Annotated in this window: 13 protein-coding genes; 6 read left to right on the top strand and 7 right to left on the bottom strand. The window is 71.0% G+C overall.

The window, feature by feature from the left end; genetic code table 11:
• Nucleotides 1–327: 327 nt before the first annotated feature.
• Nucleotides 328–1359 carry an S-methyl-5-thioribose-1-phosphate isomerase gene (gene mtnA, locus ACH4DZ_RS22400; RefSeq protein WP_398289013.1) on the top strand — a complete coding sequence of 344 codons (1032 nt, stop codon included), beginning with the start codon at nucleotides 328–330 and terminating at the stop codon, nucleotides 1357–1359.
• Nucleotides 1360–1701: 342 nt separating this feature from the next.
• Here the strand turns inward: mtnA and mtnB are convergent, their stop codons facing one another.
• From mtnB to ACH4DZ_RS22385, 3 genes are read right to left on the bottom strand one after another with little or no spacing between them, the layout of a single operon-like run.
• Complete coding sequence (gene mtnB, locus ACH4DZ_RS22395; protein WP_398289012.1) at nucleotides 1702–2310, bottom strand: methylthioribulose 1-phosphate dehydratase; 609 nt, start codon at nucleotides 2308–2310, stop codon at nucleotides 1702–1704.
• The gene (gene mtnC, locus ACH4DZ_RS22390) at nucleotides 2307–3065 is read right to left on the bottom strand and encodes an acireductone synthase (RefSeq protein ID WP_398289225.1); all 759 of its coding nucleotides are present in this window, start codon (nucleotides 3063–3065) and stop codon (nucleotides 2307–2309) included. The genes mtnB and mtnC overlap by 4 nt, the downstream gene beginning before the upstream one ends.
• A 2-nt stretch (nucleotides 3066–3067) precedes the next feature.
• On the bottom strand, nucleotides 3068–3667 hold the full coding sequence (locus tag ACH4DZ_RS22385; protein ID WP_398289011.1) for a 1,2-dihydroxy-3-keto-5-methylthiopentene dioxygenase: 600 nt from the start codon (nucleotides 3665–3667) through the stop codon (nucleotides 3068–3070).
• A 603-nt stretch (nucleotides 3668–4270) separates the two neighbouring features.
• Here ACH4DZ_RS22385 and ACH4DZ_RS22380 point away from each other — a divergent pair.
• The 5 genes from ACH4DZ_RS22380 to ACH4DZ_RS22360 all read left to right on the top strand — a co-directional run bounded on the left by ACH4DZ_RS22380 (nucleotide 4271) and on the right by ACH4DZ_RS22360 (nucleotide 12389).
• Nucleotides 4271–5404 carry a substrate-binding domain-containing protein gene (locus ACH4DZ_RS22380; RefSeq protein WP_398289010.1) on the top strand — a complete coding sequence of 378 codons (1134 nt, stop codon included), beginning with the start codon at nucleotides 4271–4273 and terminating at the stop codon, nucleotides 5402–5404.
• Between the two features lie 163 nt (nucleotides 5405–5567).
• Nucleotides 5568–7100 (top strand): sugar ABC transporter ATP-binding protein, encoded by a 1533-nt coding sequence (locus ACH4DZ_RS22375; RefSeq protein WP_398289224.1) that lies wholly within the window; start codon nucleotides 5568–5570, stop codon nucleotides 7098–7100.
• 46 nt (nucleotides 7101–7146) lie between these two features.
• A complete protein-coding gene (locus ACH4DZ_RS22370) occupies nucleotides 7147–8193 on the top strand; it encodes an ABC transporter permease (protein WP_398289009.1) in 1047 nt (348 codons plus the stop codon).
• Between the two features lie 70 nt (nucleotides 8194–8263).
• Nucleotides 8264–9499 (top strand): S-methyl-5-thioribose kinase, encoded by a 1236-nt coding sequence (gene mtnK / locus ACH4DZ_RS22365; protein WP_398289008.1) that lies wholly within the window; start codon nucleotides 8264–8266, stop codon nucleotides 9497–9499.
• 166 nt (nucleotides 9500–9665) lie between these two features.
• Nucleotides 9666–12389, top strand: a complete 2724-nt coding sequence (locus ACH4DZ_RS22360; RefSeq protein WP_398289007.1) for an NACHT domain-containing protein — start codon at nucleotides 9666–9668, stop codon at nucleotides 12387–12389.
• Nucleotides 12390–12463: 74 nt separating this feature from the next.
• On the opposite strand, the gene ACH4DZ_RS22355 is transcribed toward ACH4DZ_RS22360, so the two are convergent.
• The 4 genes from ACH4DZ_RS22355 to ACH4DZ_RS22340 form a co-directional block, all read right to left on the bottom strand.
• Nucleotides 12464–14089: an FAD-dependent oxidoreductase gene (locus tag ACH4DZ_RS22355; RefSeq protein ID WP_398289006.1), complete on the bottom strand. Its 1626-nt coding sequence runs from the start codon at nucleotides 14087–14089 to the stop codon at nucleotides 12464–12466.
• Between the two features lie 6 nt (nucleotides 14090–14095).
• Nucleotides 14096–15643: a glycerol kinase GlpK gene (gene glpK / locus ACH4DZ_RS22350; protein ID WP_398289005.1), complete on the bottom strand. Its 1548-nt coding sequence runs from the start codon at nucleotides 15641–15643 to the stop codon at nucleotides 14096–14098.
• A 134-nt stretch (nucleotides 15644–15777) separates the two neighbouring features.
• Nucleotides 15778–16584, bottom strand: a complete 807-nt coding sequence (locus ACH4DZ_RS22345; RefSeq protein ID WP_398289004.1) for an MIP/aquaporin family protein — start codon at nucleotides 16582–16584, stop codon at nucleotides 15778–15780.
• A gap of 383 nt (nucleotides 16585–16967) precedes the next feature.
• Complete coding sequence (locus ACH4DZ_RS22340) at nucleotides 16968–17735, bottom strand: IclR family transcriptional regulator (RefSeq protein ID WP_398289003.1); 768 nt, start codon at nucleotides 17733–17735, stop codon at nucleotides 16968–16970.
• Nucleotides 17736–17911 lie beyond the last annotated feature (176 nt).

Raw genomic sequence — 17911 nt, 5'->3', positions numbered from 1 at the left:
CGTGCGGCGGTGCGCGCTCCAGCACAAACGCTGAGAGGTGAGGGGGACCAGGGGTGGCACGGGGGACACCGGAACGGGAGCCGGTGTCTCGGCGGTCAGCGTCGACAGCCGTCGCTTGCACAGCGGCCGTGGTCGAGGAAGCGGCGCATCGTCAGCAGCACACGTCCTCCAACACATCGGCCTTCAGGGCTGCGGGTGCTGGACTGTAACACCGGTTTCCGGACATCCGCGCACCTGTCTCGAACTGTGGTTCCCGCCGCTCATCTCGGGGTTCTCCGAGGTCATGTACGGTGTCGCGCATCTTCGGAACTTCAGGAGTGCCCCGCTATGCCCCAGGAACTGCGCGCTGTCGACTGGACCGGAAACAGCCTCGCCCTCATCGACCAGACCGTCCTGCCGCAGCGCACCGAGACCCGCCACATCCGTGACGTGGACGACCTGGTGGACGCGATCCGGCGGCTCGTCGTCCGCGGGGCGCCCGCGATCGGGGCGGCCGGGGCGTACGGGGTGGCGCTCGCGATGCTCCAGGGGGAGCGCGAGGGATGGTCGCGCGGCCAGGTGCTCGCGGCCGTCGCGCGTGTCCGGGAGGCACGGCCCACCGCGGTGAACCTGATGGTGTGCGTCGACCGGGTGCTGACCCGCTTCGACGACGGCCTCGACGCGGTGCTGGCGGAGGCGGCCGCGGTACAGCGCGAGGACGTGGCGGCGAACCGGGCGATGGGCGCGTTCGGGGCGGACTGGCTGTTGAAGCGTGTCGGCGTGGACCGGCCGCTGCGGGTGCTGACGCACTGCAACACCGGGGCGCTCGCCACGGCCGGATGGGGTACGGCGCTCGGCGTCATCCGCGAACTGCACGCGAGGGGGAGGCTGGAGCTCGTGTACGCCGACGAGACGCGTCCCTTGCTCCAGGGCTCGCGCCTCACCGCCTGGGAGTTGGTGCAGGAGGGCATCCCGCACTTCGTCCAGGCGGACGGGGCGGCGGCGGGGACGATCCTTCGGGGCGAGGTGGACGCGGCGATCGTCGGGGCCGACCGGATCGCGGCCAACGGGGACACGGCGAACAAGGTCGGCACGGTGGGGGTCGCACTGGCGTGCGCCGACGCGGGTGTGCCGTTCCTGGTGGCCGCGCCCACGACGACAGTCGATGTGGCGACGGCCACGGGGGCCGACATCCACATCGAACTGCGGGACGGGTCCGAGGTGCTGGAGTGGTCGGGCGTGCGGACCGCGCCGGCGGGGTCCCGCGGGTACAACCCCGCGTTCGACGTCACGCCGGGGCGCTTGGTGACGGGGCTGGTCACGGAACGGGGCGTACTGGAGGTCTCCGCGGGGGAGTTGCCGGGAGACCGGCTGATCTAGTCCGGCCTGGCGCCCGGCTCCTCCCGGCGCCCGGCTGACCGCCGGTGGGGGCGTGCCGCGCAGTTCCCCGCGCCCCTAAAAACGGGGCTGCGCCCCAACTTCTGCCCGCAGCAACCGAAAACGGGCACCCACTCAGCACCCAAAAGGGACGCGGCGAACGGCGCGCCCAGCCTCGACGCACCCGCAGCAATCGAACGTCCGGCGTCCGCCACTTAAGGGGCGCGGGGAACGGCGCGCCCAACCCCCACGCACCCGCAGCGAACGAACGTCCGGCGTCCCCGTTAAAGGGGCGCGGGGAACGGCGCAGCACGTCCCCGCCAGCCCGCCGTCGGCGAAGAGCGCTCAGCGGCCCGTGAGTTCCAGTTCCAGGAGCCACTCCACGACCTCCGTGTGGTGGCGCGCCTGGCGAGCCGTGTCGCCCCAGACGTACAAGCCGTGGCCCGCCACGACAACCGCCGGCATCCGAGGATCCCGCGCCGCCTCCAGCCGATCGCCGAGCACCGTCATGTCCTGGCTGTTGGCGATGACGGGAAGGGTGACCTCCACGTCATGGGCCGGCACCCCCACACCCTTCAGCATCTCCAGGTCCTTGAGCACGATCCCGCCCGGCGACCGCCGCCCCAGCGCGACGGACGCCACCGTGTGCACGTGCACCACGGCACCCGCACCGGTCAGCGCCGCCACGCGCGCGTGCAGCTCCGCCTCGGCGGACGGTTTGCCACCGCTCACCGCGGAGCCCCGCCCGTCGACCAGCACCACATCCGCCGGCGTCAGTTCACCCTTGTCGTGACCGCTCGCGGTGACCGCGAGCCGCAGCGGATCGCGGGAGAGCACCACGGACAGGTTCCCGGAGGTGCCGCGCATCCAGCCGAACGAGGCGAAGCGGGCGGACTCGGCGGCGAGGACGGCCCCGGCCTCCTCCAGATCGAGCGTGCTGACGTCCGTACTCACGTGGTGCTCCCTGAAGTTCTGGCGCCGCTGCCGCTGCCGCTGCCGCTGCCGCTGATGTCGATCTCGTCGAACGAACCCGCCTGCGCGTGATCACCGACGCCCTGCTCGTAGTACGGCTCACCGGCCCGCCTGATCCCGACCGCGTGCCAGCCCGCGGCACGCGCCGCGTCCAGCTCGCCCGGCCGGTCGGAGAGGAAGAGGAGGCGCCCGGCCTCCGTACCGGTCGCCGCGGCGATACGCCGGTACGACTCCGGCTCCTGCTTCGGCCCCGCGTTCTCCGTGTCGTACAACCCGTCGACCAGCGGCAGCAGATCACCGTCCGGGCTGCTCGCGAACCACGCGCGCTGCGCGGCCACGGACCCGGACGAGTACACATGCAGCCGTACGCCGGCGGAGTGCCACCGCCGCAGCACCGGCACCACGTCGTCGTAGAAGTGCGAGACCAGGTCGCCCCGGGCGAACCCCTCCGACCAGATGAGGCCCTGAAGGGTCTTCAGCGGGGTGGCCTTCACGTCCTCGTCGAGCCACACGTCGAGCGCCTTCTCGACGCGTACGGTGTCGGCGTCCGGCTCGCCGAGCAGTTCACGTACCTGGTCGACCGCCCGCCGCACCTCCGGGTCGTCGCCCCGCTCCGCCAGCAGCGCCGCGAAACGGGAGCGCGAGTACGGGTAGAGCACGTCGACGACGAAACCCGTGGCGCTCGTGGTGCCCTCGATGTCGAGCACCACGGCGTCCACGTCGAACGTCAACCGCAGGCTCACGCCGCGGCCCGGTCCTGCTCGTACCCCGCCGCGATGGTGTCGTAGTCGGGGAAGCGGCCGGCGATGGTCGAACCGGTGAAGCTGCCGATCCAGCCGTCCTCCTCGTGGAAGAACCGGATCGCGGTGAAGGCGGGCGAGGTCCCCATGTCGAACCAGTGCGTCGTGCCGCGCGGCACGCCCAGCAGGTCGCCCTTCTCGCAGAACACGGCGTGCACCTCGCCGTCGACGTGCAGATAGAAGATCCCGGAGCCCGCGACGAAGAACCGGACCTCGTCATCGTCGTCGTGGGTGTGCTCCTGGAGGAACTTCTCCCGCGCGGCCTTCGCCTTCGCCGGGAACTCGGGGTCGTCGCTCGGGTGCAGCCCGAGGACGTCGACCGTGGTGAAGCCCTCCTCGGCGTTCAGCTTGTCGATCTCCCGGCCGTACGCGGCGAAGACGGTCTCGGTGTCGGCGTCCGCGGGAACGTCCTCGCGGACCGGCCACTGCTCGTAGCGCACCCCGAGCGGAGCGAGCGCGGCGGCGATCTCGGCGGGCTCGGAGGTGCGGCGCACCGTCGTCTCGGGTCCGGACTCGGGCCACGTGGTCAGCAAGGTCATGGGAGCAACTCCAGGAGTGGGGAGGGACGAAGGACAAGGACGGCGGACGGCCCGGAACCGTGGACGGCCCGGAACGGTGGACACCTGTCCGGATACCGGACCGGCGACCGGTCCGGCCGGCCGGACCGGTCGAAAGGCAGGCGACCCGGTTCAGCGCGGCGAGCGGCGGCTCGAAGCAGGGATCCCGACGTGGGGATCCGGACCCGTGATCAGCCGCGACACACCGCGCCGGTACAGCGGTGTGTCGCTGTCGCGCCTGGTGTCGCCATCGGAGACCTCACTGTCCCGGGTCGGGTGCCGGTCCCGAGATCGTAACTCCCGACCGGTGGTCGGCCGAGTGTGACGAAGTTGTTGTCTCAACTACTGAGAATGCGGTCCCAATACTTTGACGGCTGGCTGGAAACGTTCTCATGATCTGCGTATGAAGACGCTGCTGCTCGTGCGGCGGCTGTACGTGGACTTGCTCCGGTCGACCACAGCCCGCTGTCGCTGACCCGCCCGCGGCCATGGCCTGAATTGGCCCCCGCCCCGGCGCTCCGGACCGGCACCCCCGCACTCCGCACGCCCTCTTCCTTCCTTCCGCGCACCGCCCCTGGAGCCGTCATGCCCCGTACTCGTGCTCGTCTGCCCCGCACCCGTCTGCCCCGTACGCGTCTGCCGTTCGCCGCACTCTCGCTGGCCTCCGCCTCCGCCCTCCTCCTCGCCGGGTGCTCGCAGTCGTCGGACGCCTCGCAGAAGGCCGGCGACAGCGCCGCGCCCGCCGCCACCGCCACCGGAAAGAAGCCCGCGCCCTTCAGCGAGGGCAAGGTCAAGGTCGCGCTGGTCCGGCAGAGCGGCGCCGGCGACTACTTCGAGCAGTGGGGCAACGGAGCCAAGGCCCAGGCCAAGGCCCTCGGCATCGACCTGACGGTGTACGACGCCCAGGCGGACAACGCCAAGCAGGCCACCGACCTCTCCTCGGCCATCAACTCCGGGGCGAAGACGATCATCGTCGACCACGGCTTCCCGGCCACGATCCAGCCGGAGATCGACAAGGCGGTGAAGAAGGGCATCAAGGTCGTCGTCTACGACGTGGAGACCACGAACAAGTCGGTCGTCAGCACCAAGCAGGACGACGCCAGCATGGCCCAGGCCGTCCTCGACGTGATGGCCGACGAACTCGGCAAGGACGCGAAGGTCGGCTACGTCAACGTCGCCGGGTACGCGGCCCTCGACAAGCGCGACAGCGTCTGGAAGAAGACGGCCGACGCCAACGGCTGGAAGCAGGCGTTCAAGGTCGGCAAGGTGACCGACTCCACGGCCACCGACAACGTGCCCCTGGTCAGCGCCGCGCTCACCCAGCACTCGGACGTGGCGGGCGTCTTCGCCCCCTACGACGAACTCGCCAAGGGCACCGTCCTCGCCGTCAACAACAAGAAGCTCCAGGGCAAGGTGAAGGTCTTCGGCGCGGACGTCTCCAACGCCGACATCCAGAACATGACCGCCAAGGACAGCCCCTGGGTGGCCACCGCGGGCACGGACCCCTCGGCGGTCGGCGCCGCCGTCGTCCGGACCGCGGCCCTGGAACTGGCCGGACAGCTGAACAAGACCTCGGTCGAGTTCCCGGCCGTCGCGATCACCCAGGACTTCCTGAAGAGCAAGAGCATCGAGAACATGGACCAGCTGCGCGAGGCGCTGCCCGCGCTGGACCTCGCCAAGGTCAGCACGGCCGACTGGATCCCCAATGTCGCCCACTGACCAGCCCACTGACCAGCCCACTGACCGGCCCACTGACAGGTCCACTGACAGGTCCGGCGACAGGTCCGGCGACAGGTCCGGCGACCGGCCCGGCGACCGGCCCGGCGGCCCACCGGCTGCTCCGTCGGCCGCTCCCGCCGCCGTGAGCCTGCGTGACGTCGGTATGGCCTTCGGCGGGAAGACGGTCCTGGAGTCCGTCTCGCTGGACATCGCGCCCGGCAGCGTGGTCGCGCTGCTCGGCGCCAACGGCGCGGGCAAGTCCACCCTGATCAAGATCCTCTCCGGGGTGCACACCGACCACAGCGGACAGGTCGAGGTGAACGGCGAGCCCGCCGCCCTCGGGTCCCCGCTCGCCGCCCGCCAGCTGGGCATCCAGACCGTGCACCAGCGCATCGGCGAGGGGATCGTCCCCGGTCTCACGGTCGCCGAGAACCTCGTCTTCGAGGAACTGGCCCAGCGGCGCGGCAACCCGTTCCTCGACGGACGCCGGCTGCTGGCCCGCGCCCGAGAGATCCAGTCGGCGCTCGACCTCGGCTGGAGCGACCAGATCCTCAAGCGGGACGTCACCGAACTCGGCATCTCCGACCGGCAGTTGCTCATCCTTGCCCGCGCTCTCGCGACCAGCCCCCGCCTCCTCGTCCTCGACGAACCGACCTCCGCCCTCTCCGCCGCCGAGGCCGAGCGCCTGTTCGCACTCGTCGAACGGATGCGGGACGACGGCATCGCCGTCCTGTACGTCTCCCACCGCCTCGGCGAGATCGACGCGCTCGCCGACCGGCTGGTCGTCCTTCGGGACGGCCGTCTCACCGAGGACCAGGCCAAGCCCTTCGACTGGGACCGCGCCCTGCACGCCATGCTCGCGCAGGCCCAGGGCGCGCGGACGGCCCGCCCCACGGACGCCAAGCAAGCCAGAGACACAGGCACCGGCACAGGCACCGGCACTGACGCGGGTTCCGGTTCCGGTTCCGGTGAGATCGCCGTCTCACTCAAGGGCGTACCGCTGCTCCCGGGCCGTACCCCCCAGGACCTCGATCTCCGGGCGGGTGAGGTCACCGGTGTGGTCGGGCTGCTGGGCGCGGGCAAGACCGAACTGGCCCGCGGCCTCTTCGGCGCCGAGCCGTTCCCGAGCGGAACCGTCGAGCTGGACGGCAGGCCCTACGCGCCCCGCCGCCCCGCCGACGCGATCCGCCGGGGTGTGCATCTCGTCCCGGAGGACCGGCACACCGACGCCCTGGTCCCCGGCTGGTCGCTGGCCCAGAACGTCTCGCTGCCGTTCCTCAGGTCCCTCTCCACGGCCGGGCTCGTGAACCGACGCAGGGAGAACGCCCTCGGCCGCGACACCATCGAACAGCTCGGCGTCGTCGCCCGCGACGAGCACAGCACGGTGGAGGAGCTGTCCGGCGGCAACCAGCAGAAGGTCGTCGTCGGTCGCTGGCTCGCCGAGAAACCCCGTGTCCTCATCCTGGACGAGCCGTTCCGAGGCGTGGACATCGGTGCCCGTCGGGACATCGGCCGCCGGGCCCGCGCCCTGGCCGCCGAAGGGGCCGCCGTCCTCGTCCTGTCCGCCGACGTCGACGAGGTCCTGGAGGTCGCCGACCGGGTCGTCGTCCTCGCCGCGGGCGAGATCCACCTCGACGCGTACGGCGAGGACGCGGAGCGCGACCGCGTCATCCGGACCATCTCGGCGTCCGTCTGATGCCGGCCACCACGAAGCCACAGCGGGAAGCACGGGGAAGCACGCCATGACCACCACCCAGAGCACCGAGGTGCCGACCAAGGCGGCCCTTCCGCCCGCGACCTCCCCGGCCCTGCGGGTCCAGGGCGCCGTCATCAAGTACGGCTTCATCTTCGTCACCGTCACGCTCTTCGCGTACTTCGCGCTCAGCGAGCCGTCCTTCCGCGACTCCGCGACGCTCCTGGACACCCTCCGGTACGTGTCCGTCGCCGCGATCCTCGGCCTGGGCGTCACCCTCACCATGGCCGTGGGCGGCATCGACATGTCCGTCGGCGCCGTCGCGGGGCTCGGCGTCACGGTCGCCGCCAAGACGATGGTCTCGTACAACCAGGTCGGGCTCGTGGCGATCCTCGCCGTGATCGCGGCGGGCGCGCTCGCCGGGCTGCTCAACGCGCTGCTGATCGTGGTCCTCAAGATCCCCGACATGCTGGCCACGCTCGGCACCATGTTCGTGATCCAGGGCACCAAACTCGTCCTGGTCGACGGCCAGTCCATCACCCCCGGCATGACCCAGTCCGACGGCTCCACCGCGCCGGGCAGGTTCACCGAGGGCTTCCTGCGCATCGACCGCGGCACGGTCCTCGGCATCCCGGTCTCGGTGCTGATCTTCGGCGCGCTCACGGTCGTCGCCTGGGTGTTCCTCGCCCGCACCCGCTGGGGCCGCGTCCTGTACGCGATCGGCGCGAACCCGGAGGCCTCCCGGCTGGCCGGCATCCGCGTCGGCGCCTACCGGGCCCTGGCGTACGTCCTGTCCGGCGTCCTCGCCTCGATCGGCGGCCTCATCCTGGCCTCCCGTATCGGCCAGGGGGACGTCTCGGCCGGCACCTCCCAGCTCCTGGAGGCGGTGGCGGTCGCCCTGGTCGGCACCTCCGTCCTCGGCCGGGGCCGCCCGAACGTCTGGGGCACCGCGCTGGGTGCCGTCCTGATCGGCATCATCACGACCGGACTGACCATCAAGGGCCTGCCGTACTACACGCAGGACGTCGTCGAGGGCGCGGTCCTCATCCTCGCCCTGATCTTCAGCTTCACCCTGGCCAGGCGCCGCACCGCGTAGCCGCACCGCCGACCGTCTGCCGCGTACCGAACAACCAGACCGAACAGCCTTACCGCACAAGGGAGTTCACATGGACTACCGCATCCTGGAGACCGAGGACGTGCCCGCGTACCTGCGCGAGCGCGGCCACTGGGACGACCCGGACGACATCCAGGTCCGCGAGGTCTCCGACGGCAACATGAACCGCGTGTTCCTTGCCTCGAACGGCGCCGGCACCCGCGGCCTCGCCGTCAAGCAGGCCCTGCCCTGGGTCCGGGTCGCGGGTCCCTCCTGGCCGATGAGCCCCGAGCGTGCCGACGCCGAGGCCCGCGCCTACCAGCAGGTCGCCAGGGTCGCCCCGGACAAGATCCCGGCGATCCTCGGTTACGACGCCGCCAACCACGCCCTCGTCATGGAGGACATGTCCGACCTGGAGGTCCTGCGCACGGTCCTCAACGAGGGCGGCTCCTACGGCCCGGACACCTCACACAGGATCGGCGAGTTCGTCGCCCAACTCACCTTCGCCACCAGCGACTTCGGTATGCCGTCCGCCGAGCGCAAGGCACTGATCGCGGCCTCCGTCAGCCCCGAGCTGTGCAGGATCACCGAGGACGTCGTCCTCTCCGAGCCGTACGTCGAGCACGAGCACAACCACTGGCACCCCGAACTCGACGACCTCGCCGCCGAGTTCCGCTCCGACACCCGGCTGCGCACCGAGGTCGCCGACCTCCGCCACACCTTCATGACGTCCGCGCAGGCCCTGCTCCACGGCGACCTGCACACCGGCAGCGTCATGGTCGGAGAACGCGACGACACCCCCGTGATCCGGGTCTTCGACCCGGAGTTCTCCTTCGTCGGCCCGATCGGCTACGACCTCGGCCTGTACTGGGCCAACGTCCTGGTAGCCACGGCCCGGGCGCGGGCTCTGGGCACGGTCACCGACCACGCCGCCCAACTCCGGCTTGCCTGGGAGGGGTTCGAGTCCGAGTTCCGCCGTCTGTGGCCGACCCGCGTGGACACCTTCTTCGACGACGCCTACCTCGACCGCTTCCTGCGCCGGGTGTGGACCGACGCCGTCGGATTCGCCGGCACCGAGATCGTGCGCCGCGTCATCGGCTTCGCCCACCTCACCGACCTGACGACCCTGCCCGACCCGGTCCCCGCCTCACGCGCCACGCTCCGGCTCGGACGGCAACTCATCCTCCGCAGAACGGAGTTGCTCCGCCCCGAGGACATCGAGGACGTCGAAGCCATCGAGAACGCAGAGAACGTAGCGAACGTCGGCAGCCTCAGCAGCGTCGACGGCATCAGGGCATCGCGGATGTGAACGAGCCAACAGGTGTGCCGATGCTGTGATTTCCCGTGACGGGCAGCGTGCGCACGGTGACAATCTGCTCATGGAAACGCTACGGGGCGGACGGGGCGGGCGCGACGGGGGGCACGGCGGCCAGGGGCGGGACGGGTGGAGACCACCGTCCGAGGTGCGCAACATCGTGCGCGACAGCACGATCGAATACCTCGTCCAGGCCGGCTGGATCCAGGGCGACCTGGTCGTCAACCTGCCGCCCCCGCGCGAGCCCGTCGACACCGCGGCCGAGGAACTCGCCCGGTCCGTACGCGCCCAGTGGTCGGGCGAGGTGGCCGCCTGGGAACTCGGCGACATCGAGGGCCCGCTCGCGGTGCGCTGGCTCGCCCGCTGGGGAGCCACCGCCCCGGCCGGCGCCACGGCACCGGCCACGGACGCCACCGCGGTACGGCCCGCGCGCAGCGACCGCCTGGGCGCCATCGTGGACACCCTGCTCGCCCTGGACGCACGGCGCCTCCTCGTGCTCGGCGGCCCAGGCTCCGGCAAGTCGACCCTGCTCGCCATGACCGTCGTCCTGCTCGCCGCACGCCATCTGGGCGACGTGACCCGCCGCGTGCCCGGCGACCGGGGCGTACCCGTCCCGCTGCTCCTCTCGCTGGAGTCGTGGGACGCGGAGAGCGTGGGGCTGCGCGACTGGCTGGTCGGCCGGCTCACCGAGGACCACCCCGGACTGCCCCGGGTGGCCGGCGCGCATCCGGCCCGCCGCCTCGTACGCGACGGCCGCGTCCTGCCCGTACTCGACGGCCTCGACGAACTCCCCGACCACCGCAGGGCCGCCGTGGTCCGCGAACTGAACTCCGCACCCAGGGAGTTGGGCTTCGTGCTGGCCTCCCGGACCCAGGAGTACCGGACACTCGACGTCAGGGTCGTGGGCGCCTCGGACATCGAGGCGCTGCCGGTGGGCCCGCGCGACGCCGTGGTCCATCTGCTGCGCACGGCCGACCCGGCACGGCACGAACAGTGGGGCCCGGTCCTCGACGAACTCGCCGAACACCCCGAAGGACCCCTCGGCCAGGCCCTCTCCACCCCGCTGATGATCTGGCTCGCCCGGCGCGCCCACCGGCCGGCCCACACCGACCCGGCCCGCCTCGCCGACCGCGCCCGGCTGCCCACCCGGGAGGCGGTCGAGCGCCACCTGATGGACACGGTGATCCCGGCCGCCTTCGCACCCCGCGCCCACGACAGCGAGCGGCTGCACGCGCCGGGCCACTGGAATCCCGCCCGCGCCCGGGGCTGGCTCGCGTTCCTCGCCCGCGAGCTGGAACGCCGCCGCACCGGCGAGTTCGCCTGGTGGCGGCTGAACCGGGCGAGGGCGGCACGGCTGCTCGCCATACCGACCCTGGTGGCCCTCTGCATCGCGCTCACCGAGTCGGTGATGGCCGTGGTGACGCGCGTGGAGAACACCTTCAGCGACTCGCCCCAGCTGAACATCGACCTGTTCGACCGCAACTACCTGTTCGGCGCCGCGATCCTGGCCACCGGCATCCAGCTGACCACGCTCCAGTGGTACGGCGACCGCTTCTGGGAACCGCGCCGCAGGGCCAACCCCTTCAAGGCGGGTGCCGTGCTGCGCTCCGCGACCCGGGCGGCCTCCGTGCGCCGCGCCCTTGCCTCGCTCGCCATGCTCGTGGTGCCCGGCGCGTTCCTCCTGTTCCTGGCCCAGGGCACACATCACCGGGACGCGTTCACGGCTCAGGCCGTCTTCGGATACATCCTTCCCGCGCTCGTGATGCTCGTGATCGCCGCGCCCGCCGACACGGTCGACGCGGCGACGCCGGACGAACTCCTGGCCGGCGAGCGCCGCGCCGGCCTGCTCACCCTCGCCGTGGTCGCCCCGCTGATCGGCCTGGGCACCGGGGCGCACAGCCTGCTGACCGAGCACGGCACGGTCGACTTCTGGGTCGCCTTCGCCAAGGGCATGACAGGCGCGGTGATCGTCCTGGTCGCCGTCAGCCCGTGGTGCCTGTGGGTGGTCTCCAAGTCATGGCTCGCCGTGCTCGGCCGGGTGCCGTGGTCCCTCATGGAGTTCCTGCGGGACGCGTACGGCGGGGGACTGCTCCAGCGGTACGGGGGCACGTACCGGTTCCGGCATCTCCGGCTGCAGGAACATCTGGCCGGGCGTCCGTCCGCCGTGCTCCCGGCGGACCCGCTCCCGGCCGCCTCCACCGGGGCCGGCCCGCGGCAGCCGTTCACGGTCACGGGCCCGCGGCAGCCGTTCACGGTGACCGGCCCCCAGCCGTACCGGCAGGAGCAGCGGCAGCCGCGTCCCGCCGCGCCGCAGCCCCGGCTCTCCGACGTCCTGGACAATCCACCGCCGCTGCACGAACTGTCCGGCTACACCGTCGTGTCCAACGACCACGAGTACGTCCTGGACGCCCGTGACCGGCGTCTGCCGCTGGGGCACTGGCCGCTGTGCGGTCTCTTCATGGTGCTCGCGGCGGTGCGCATGGCGGCGACCGGCAACTGGGACAACGCGATGGGCTGGAGCAGCGTGCTGTTCTGGCCCGCGTTCGCCGTGTTCGTGAACGTGGCCGTGTTCCTGCTGCCGAAGCTGCACCTGACCCTGCGGATCGACCACTGGGGGATCGTCGCGTCCAGGGGAAGACGCCGGGCCGCGTACGCCTGGGAGGACGTTCTCGCCGTTCGTGTCCGGCAGGTGTACGTCCGAGGCCGCAACCAGCGGGTGTTCGGACCCCATGTACGGCTCCGGCCGGGCGCGCCGGAACCACCGCGGATGTTCCGGGGGCGGGACGGGTGGTACCTGGTGATGGCGATGACCTTCAGGGAGAGCGTGCCGCCCGACCTCGCCGGTGCGCTTACCCGCTTCTCGGGCGGGCGTTGGCAGAACTGAGCGTTTCGCCTGCGGGCCGGTGGGGGCTGGTCGCGCGGTTCCCCGCGCCCCTCAAGGGGCGCGGGGCCCCGGGCCTACTTGTTGTCGAGGAGGTTCTGGACCTTGCCCCGTATCTCGTCGTCCGCGAGGCCACGGATCGTCAGGGTCGTGCGGCGGCGCAGGACGTCGTCCGCCGTCTCCGCCCACTCGTTGTCGCGGGCGTAGACGACCTGCGCCCAGATCTCGGGGGCGTCCTCGTGCACGCGTCCGGCCAGCTCCGGGTTGTCCTCGGCCAGGCGGGCGATGTCGAAGGCCAGCGAGCCGTAGTGCGTCGCCAGGTGCCTGGCCGTGTCGGCTGCCATGCGCGGACCGGGCGCGGGCGAGTCGACCAGGAGCCGGTGCGCGACCGCGCGCGGGTTGGCGACACCGGGCAGCGGCAGCTTCTTCGGGAGCGCCGAGATCGGCTCGAAGTCCTCACCGAGCGGACGGCCCGGCAGCGACTCCAACTGCTTCATGACGGTCCGGCCGATGTGCCGGAAGGTCGTCCACTTGCCGCCGGCGACGGACAGCATGCCGCCCCGGCCCTCGGTGACGACCGTCTCCCGCTTGGCCTTCGACGTGTCGCCGGGGCCACCGGGCAGGACGCGCAGACCCGCGAAGGAGTACGTGATCAGATCGCGGGTCAGCTGCTTGTCGCGGATCGAGAAGGCGGCCTCGTCCAGGATCTGTGAGATGTCCTTCTCGGTGACCGAGACGTCCGCCGGGTCGCCCTCGTACTCCTCGTCGGTCGTGCCGAGCAGCAGCATGTCCTCCCAGGGGAGGGCGAAGGTGATGCGGTACTTGTCGATCGGCGTGGCCAGCGCGGCCTTCCAGGGGGAGGTGCGCTTGAGGACCAGGTGCGCGCCCTTGGAGAGGCGGATGGACGGCGCCGCGTTCTCGTCCTCCATCTTGCGCAGGTGGTCCACCCACGGCCCGGTCGCGTTCAGCACCAGGCGCGCGGACACGCCGAACTCGTCACCGGAGAGCGTGTCCTTCAGCTCGGCGCCGGTCACCCGGCCACGGGTGAAGCGCAGGCCGGTGACCGCGGCGTGGTTGAGCACGGTGGCACCCGACTCGACGGCCGCGCGGACCGTCATCAGCGCCATCCGGGAGTCGTTCATCTGGTCGTCGCCGTACACGGCCACGGCCTTCAGATTGTCCGTACGCAGCTCGGGAACGTCCTGCGCGGCCTTCGACGGCGAGAGCAGGTGCCCGACGCCGTCACCGAAGGCCGAGAGCGCCGAGTACGCGAAGACACCCGCGCCCAGCTTCGCCGCGCCGTGCGGCCCGCCCTTGTACACGGGGAGGTAGAACGTGAGCGGGTTCGCCAGGTGGGGGGCCACCTGACGGGAGACCGCACGGCGCTCGAAGTGGTTCTCCGCCACCAGTTTCACCGCACCGGTCTGCAGGTAGCGCAGACCGCCGTGGAGCAGCTTGGAGGAGGCGGAGGAGGTCGCGCCGGCGAAGTCGCCGGCGTCGACCAGGGCCACCCGCAGACCCGACTGCGCGGCATGCCAGGCGGTGGAGATGCCCAGGATTCCGCCACCGATCACCAGGAGGTCGTATGTCGACCTGGACAGCTGCTCCCGGGTCTCGGCGCGGCCCACTGCCTTCGCATGGAACGCGGCGGAGCCATTGGCCGGGTGCGTCCCAAGAGCCGGGACACTCTGCAGGGTGGTCATTGCGAATTACTCCTCGTCAGCATCGTCTTCGAGCCAGCCCATGGTCCGCTCGACGGCCTTGAGCCAGCTCTTGTACTCACGGTCGCGGGTCTCCGCGGCCATGTTCGGGGTCCATTCCGCGGCCCTGCGCCAGTTGGCGCGCAGGTCCTCGGTGTTCGTCCAGAAGCCGACGGCGAGACCGGCGGCGTAGGCGGCGCCGAGGCAGGTGGTCTCGGCGACCATCGGGCGCACCACGGGGGCGTCCAGGACGTCGGCCAGGGTCTGCATCAGCAGGTTGTTGGAGGTCATGCCGCCGTCGACCTTGAGGGCCGCGAGCTCGACGCCGGAGTCCTTCGTCATGGCGTCGCTGATCTCACGGGTCTGCCAGGCCGTGGCCTCCAGGACGGCGCGCGCGATGTGCGCCTTGGTGACGTACCGGGTCAGGCCGGTGATCACACCGCGGGCGTCGGGGCGCCAGTACGGGGCGAACAGACCGGAGAAGGCCGGCACGAAGTACGCGCCGCCGTTGTCCTCGACCGACAGCGCGAGCGTCTCGATCTCGGCGGCGGACTTGATCAGGCCCATCTGGTCGCGCATCCACTGGACGAGCGAGCCGGTGACGGCGATGGACCCCTCAAGGGCGTAGACCGGCTTCTGGTCGCCGATCTGGTAGCCGACGGTGGTCAGCAGACCGCTGTACGAGTTGATGAGCTTGTCGCCGGTGTTCATCAGCATGAACGTGCCGGTGCCGTACGTGGACTTGGCCTCGCCCTCGGCGAAACAGGTCTGGCCGAACAGGGCCGCCTGCTGGTCGCCGAGCGCGGAGGCGACCGGGATGCCACCGAGCAGATCGCCCAGCTTGCCGCCGGTGACCTCGCCGTACACCTCGGCGGAGGAGCGGATCTCGGGCAGCATGTTCAGCGGGACGCCGATGGACTCGGCGATCTTCTCGTCCCACTGCATGGTGTGCAGGTTCATCAGCATCGTGCGGGAGGCGTTGGTGACGTCGGTGACGTGCCGGCCGCCGTTCACACCGCCCGTCAGGTTCCAGATGACCCAGCTGTCCATCGTGCCGAAGAGGATGTCGCCGGCCTCGGCGCGCTCGCGCAGGCCCTCGACGTTGTCCAGCAGCCAGCGGGCCTTGGGACCGGCGAAGTACGAGGCGAGCGGCAGGCCGGTCTCGCGGCGGAAGCGGTCCTGGCCGACGTTGCGGCCGAGCTCCTTGCAGAGCGCGTCCGTGCGGGTGTCCTGCCAGACGAGGGCGTTGTGGACGGGCTCACCGGTGTTCTTGTCCCACAGCAGCGTCGTCTCGCGCTGGTTGGTGATGCCGATGGCCTTGATGTCGTCGCGGGTGATGCCGGCCTTCTCCACGGCCGAGGCGACGACCTCCTGGACGTTGGTCCAGATCTCGGCGGCGTTGTGCTCGACCCAGCCCGGCTTCGGGAAGATCTGCTCGTGCTCCTTCTGGTCGACGGAGACGATCCGCCCGTCCCGGTCGAAGACGATGCAGCGGCTGGAGGTGGTGCCCTGGTCGATGGCGGCGATGAAGGGGCCGGCGGTGTGCGCGTCGGTCACGGTGTGCTCCTGAAGGTCCGTGGATGAAGGGCTGGCTTACGGCGTATTGCTCCCGGCTCCGGCCGACGTCCGTCCCGTACCGGACGGACGTCGGCGCCGAGCGGACGTACGGCTCCAAGCAAAGCTGTAAAGCTCTAAGCAAAGGCGACGTTGTAGATGCCCGCGGCGATCGCTCCGCCGATCAGCGGTCCGGCGACCGGGATCCAGGCGTAGCTCCAGTCCGAACCGCCCTTGTTGGGCAGGGGCAGCAGGGCGTGCACGATGCGCGGGCCGAGGTCACGGACCGGGTTGATCGCGTACCCCGTCGGACCACCGAGCGAGAGACCGATGCCGACGACCACGAAGGCGGTGATCAGCGCGCCCAGGGTGCCGAGACCCTTGCCGCTGTCGTTGAGCCCCTGGGTGAGGACCGCGAGCACCAGCACGATGGTGCCGATGATCTCCGTGGCGATGTTCTGCCACGCGACCCGGACCTCCGGGCCGGTGGAGAAGACACCGAGCACCGGACCCGCCTTGGCCTCCCGGGCCTCCACGGACTTGACGTCCTGTGTACCGGCGCCGCCCACACTGTGCTGGTCTCCAACGATGGCGCGGTCGGTGAGGTGCGCGAGGAACTGTCCGTAGTACGCGATCCACACGAGTACCGCGCCGATCATGGCGCCGAGGAGCTGGCCCGACCAATAGGTCAGGACGTTGCTCCAGTCGTCGTCCTTGATCGCGATGCCGAGGGTGACGGCCGGGTTCAGATGGGCACCGGAGAGCGGCGCCGATATGTACACGGCGGTCATCACCGCGAAGCCCCACCCGAAGGTGATGGCGAGCCACCCGGCGTTACGTGCCTTGGAGGCCTTCAGTGTGACGGCGGCGCACACGCCACCGCCGAGCAGGATGAGTATGGCGGTACCTATGGTCTCGCCGATGAAGATGTCGGAGCTGGACACCCGCGACTCCTTTGTCCTTCGTCCAGGGGAAGGCGAACCCCGGGTCCCTCCGGTGGTTCGCGACCTCAGGTGAGGTCGTTGCCGGCCCTTGGCCTTGTCACACTCTAACGCGTATTGCCGGTAGGTGTTCGACAATGCCGACCGATGGACGGGAGTCTTGCTCCGCCAATACCACCTCGTCAAGGCCCCTGTTGCCGAAAACACGATCGTTACTGACCGCTGTGACCCATCGATCATGAGAACGGCCGCACACCGCGTGCGAGCAGGAACGTTCCGTGGCCGGCGGGGCGCGAAGAAGGCCGGTACGTCGACGACGTACCGGCCTTCTTCCCACGATCGCGGGCCCGGACTCGGCCAGGCCCCACCCAGGGCTCGGCGCGGACTCAGAACCGCCCGGCGCCCAGGTCCCTGGAGACCGAACGGGCACAGTCGCGGACGGCGGCGATCAGCTCGGGACGCAGCCCGCCGTCCTTGTCGCAGACACGCTCCACCGCCCCCGTGACCCCCACCGCGCCGACGGGCATCCGCCGCTGGTTGTGGATGGGCGCCGCCACCGAGGCCACCCCCGTCCAGGTCTCCTCGACATCGGCCGCGTACCCGCGCGCGCGGGTCAGGTCGAGGACGTGCTCGAACGCCTCCGGCGCGCTGATCGTGCGCGCCGTGAACTCCTCGCGCTCGGCCTCCAGGACCTCGCTGTGCGCCACCGGGTCGTACGCCGACAGGACCTTGCCCAGCGCCGTGGAGTGCAGGGGCTGCATGGCCCCGACCTCCAGCACCTGCCGGCTGTCGTCGGGCCTGAACACGTGGTGCACGATCAGTACGCCCTGCTGGTGCAGCACCCCCAGATAGACGCTCTCGCCACTGGAGCGGGCCAGGTCGTCGGTCCACACCAGGGCGCGCGCCCGCAGTTCGTGCACGTCGAGATAGGTCGTCCCCAGGCGCAGCAGCTCGGCGCCCAGCTGGTAGCGCCCGGAGGGCCCGTCCTGCTCGACGAAGCCCTCCTGCTGCAGTGTGCGCAGGATCCCGTGGGCCGTGCCCTTCGCCAGGCCCAGCGACGAGGCGATGTCCGACAGGCCGAGCCGTCGCTCCCCGCCCGCGAGCAGCCGCAGCATCGCGGCCGCCCGTTCGAGCGACTGGATGTTCCGTGCCATCGCCGTCGTGCCCTCCGTCCCCTTGGACCGTCGGTCGCCGCTTCGCTGCCACCGTTCGGCAATGTCGAACATTACCGCTCGCCGCCGACCTCCCGCTAATGGGCGGCCGTGATGAGTTGCGAACGCATCCAGCCCGACGCCGGGAACGGATCGCGCGTCCGTCCCGTGGACGCTCC

The sequence above is a fragment of the Streptomyces sp. NPDC017991 genome, assembly GCF_044328075.1.
Taxonomy (GTDB): domain Bacteria; phylum Actinomycetota; class Actinomycetes; order Streptomycetales; family Streptomycetaceae; genus Streptomyces.
This window is presented reverse-complemented; position numbering and strand designations above follow the sequence as displayed.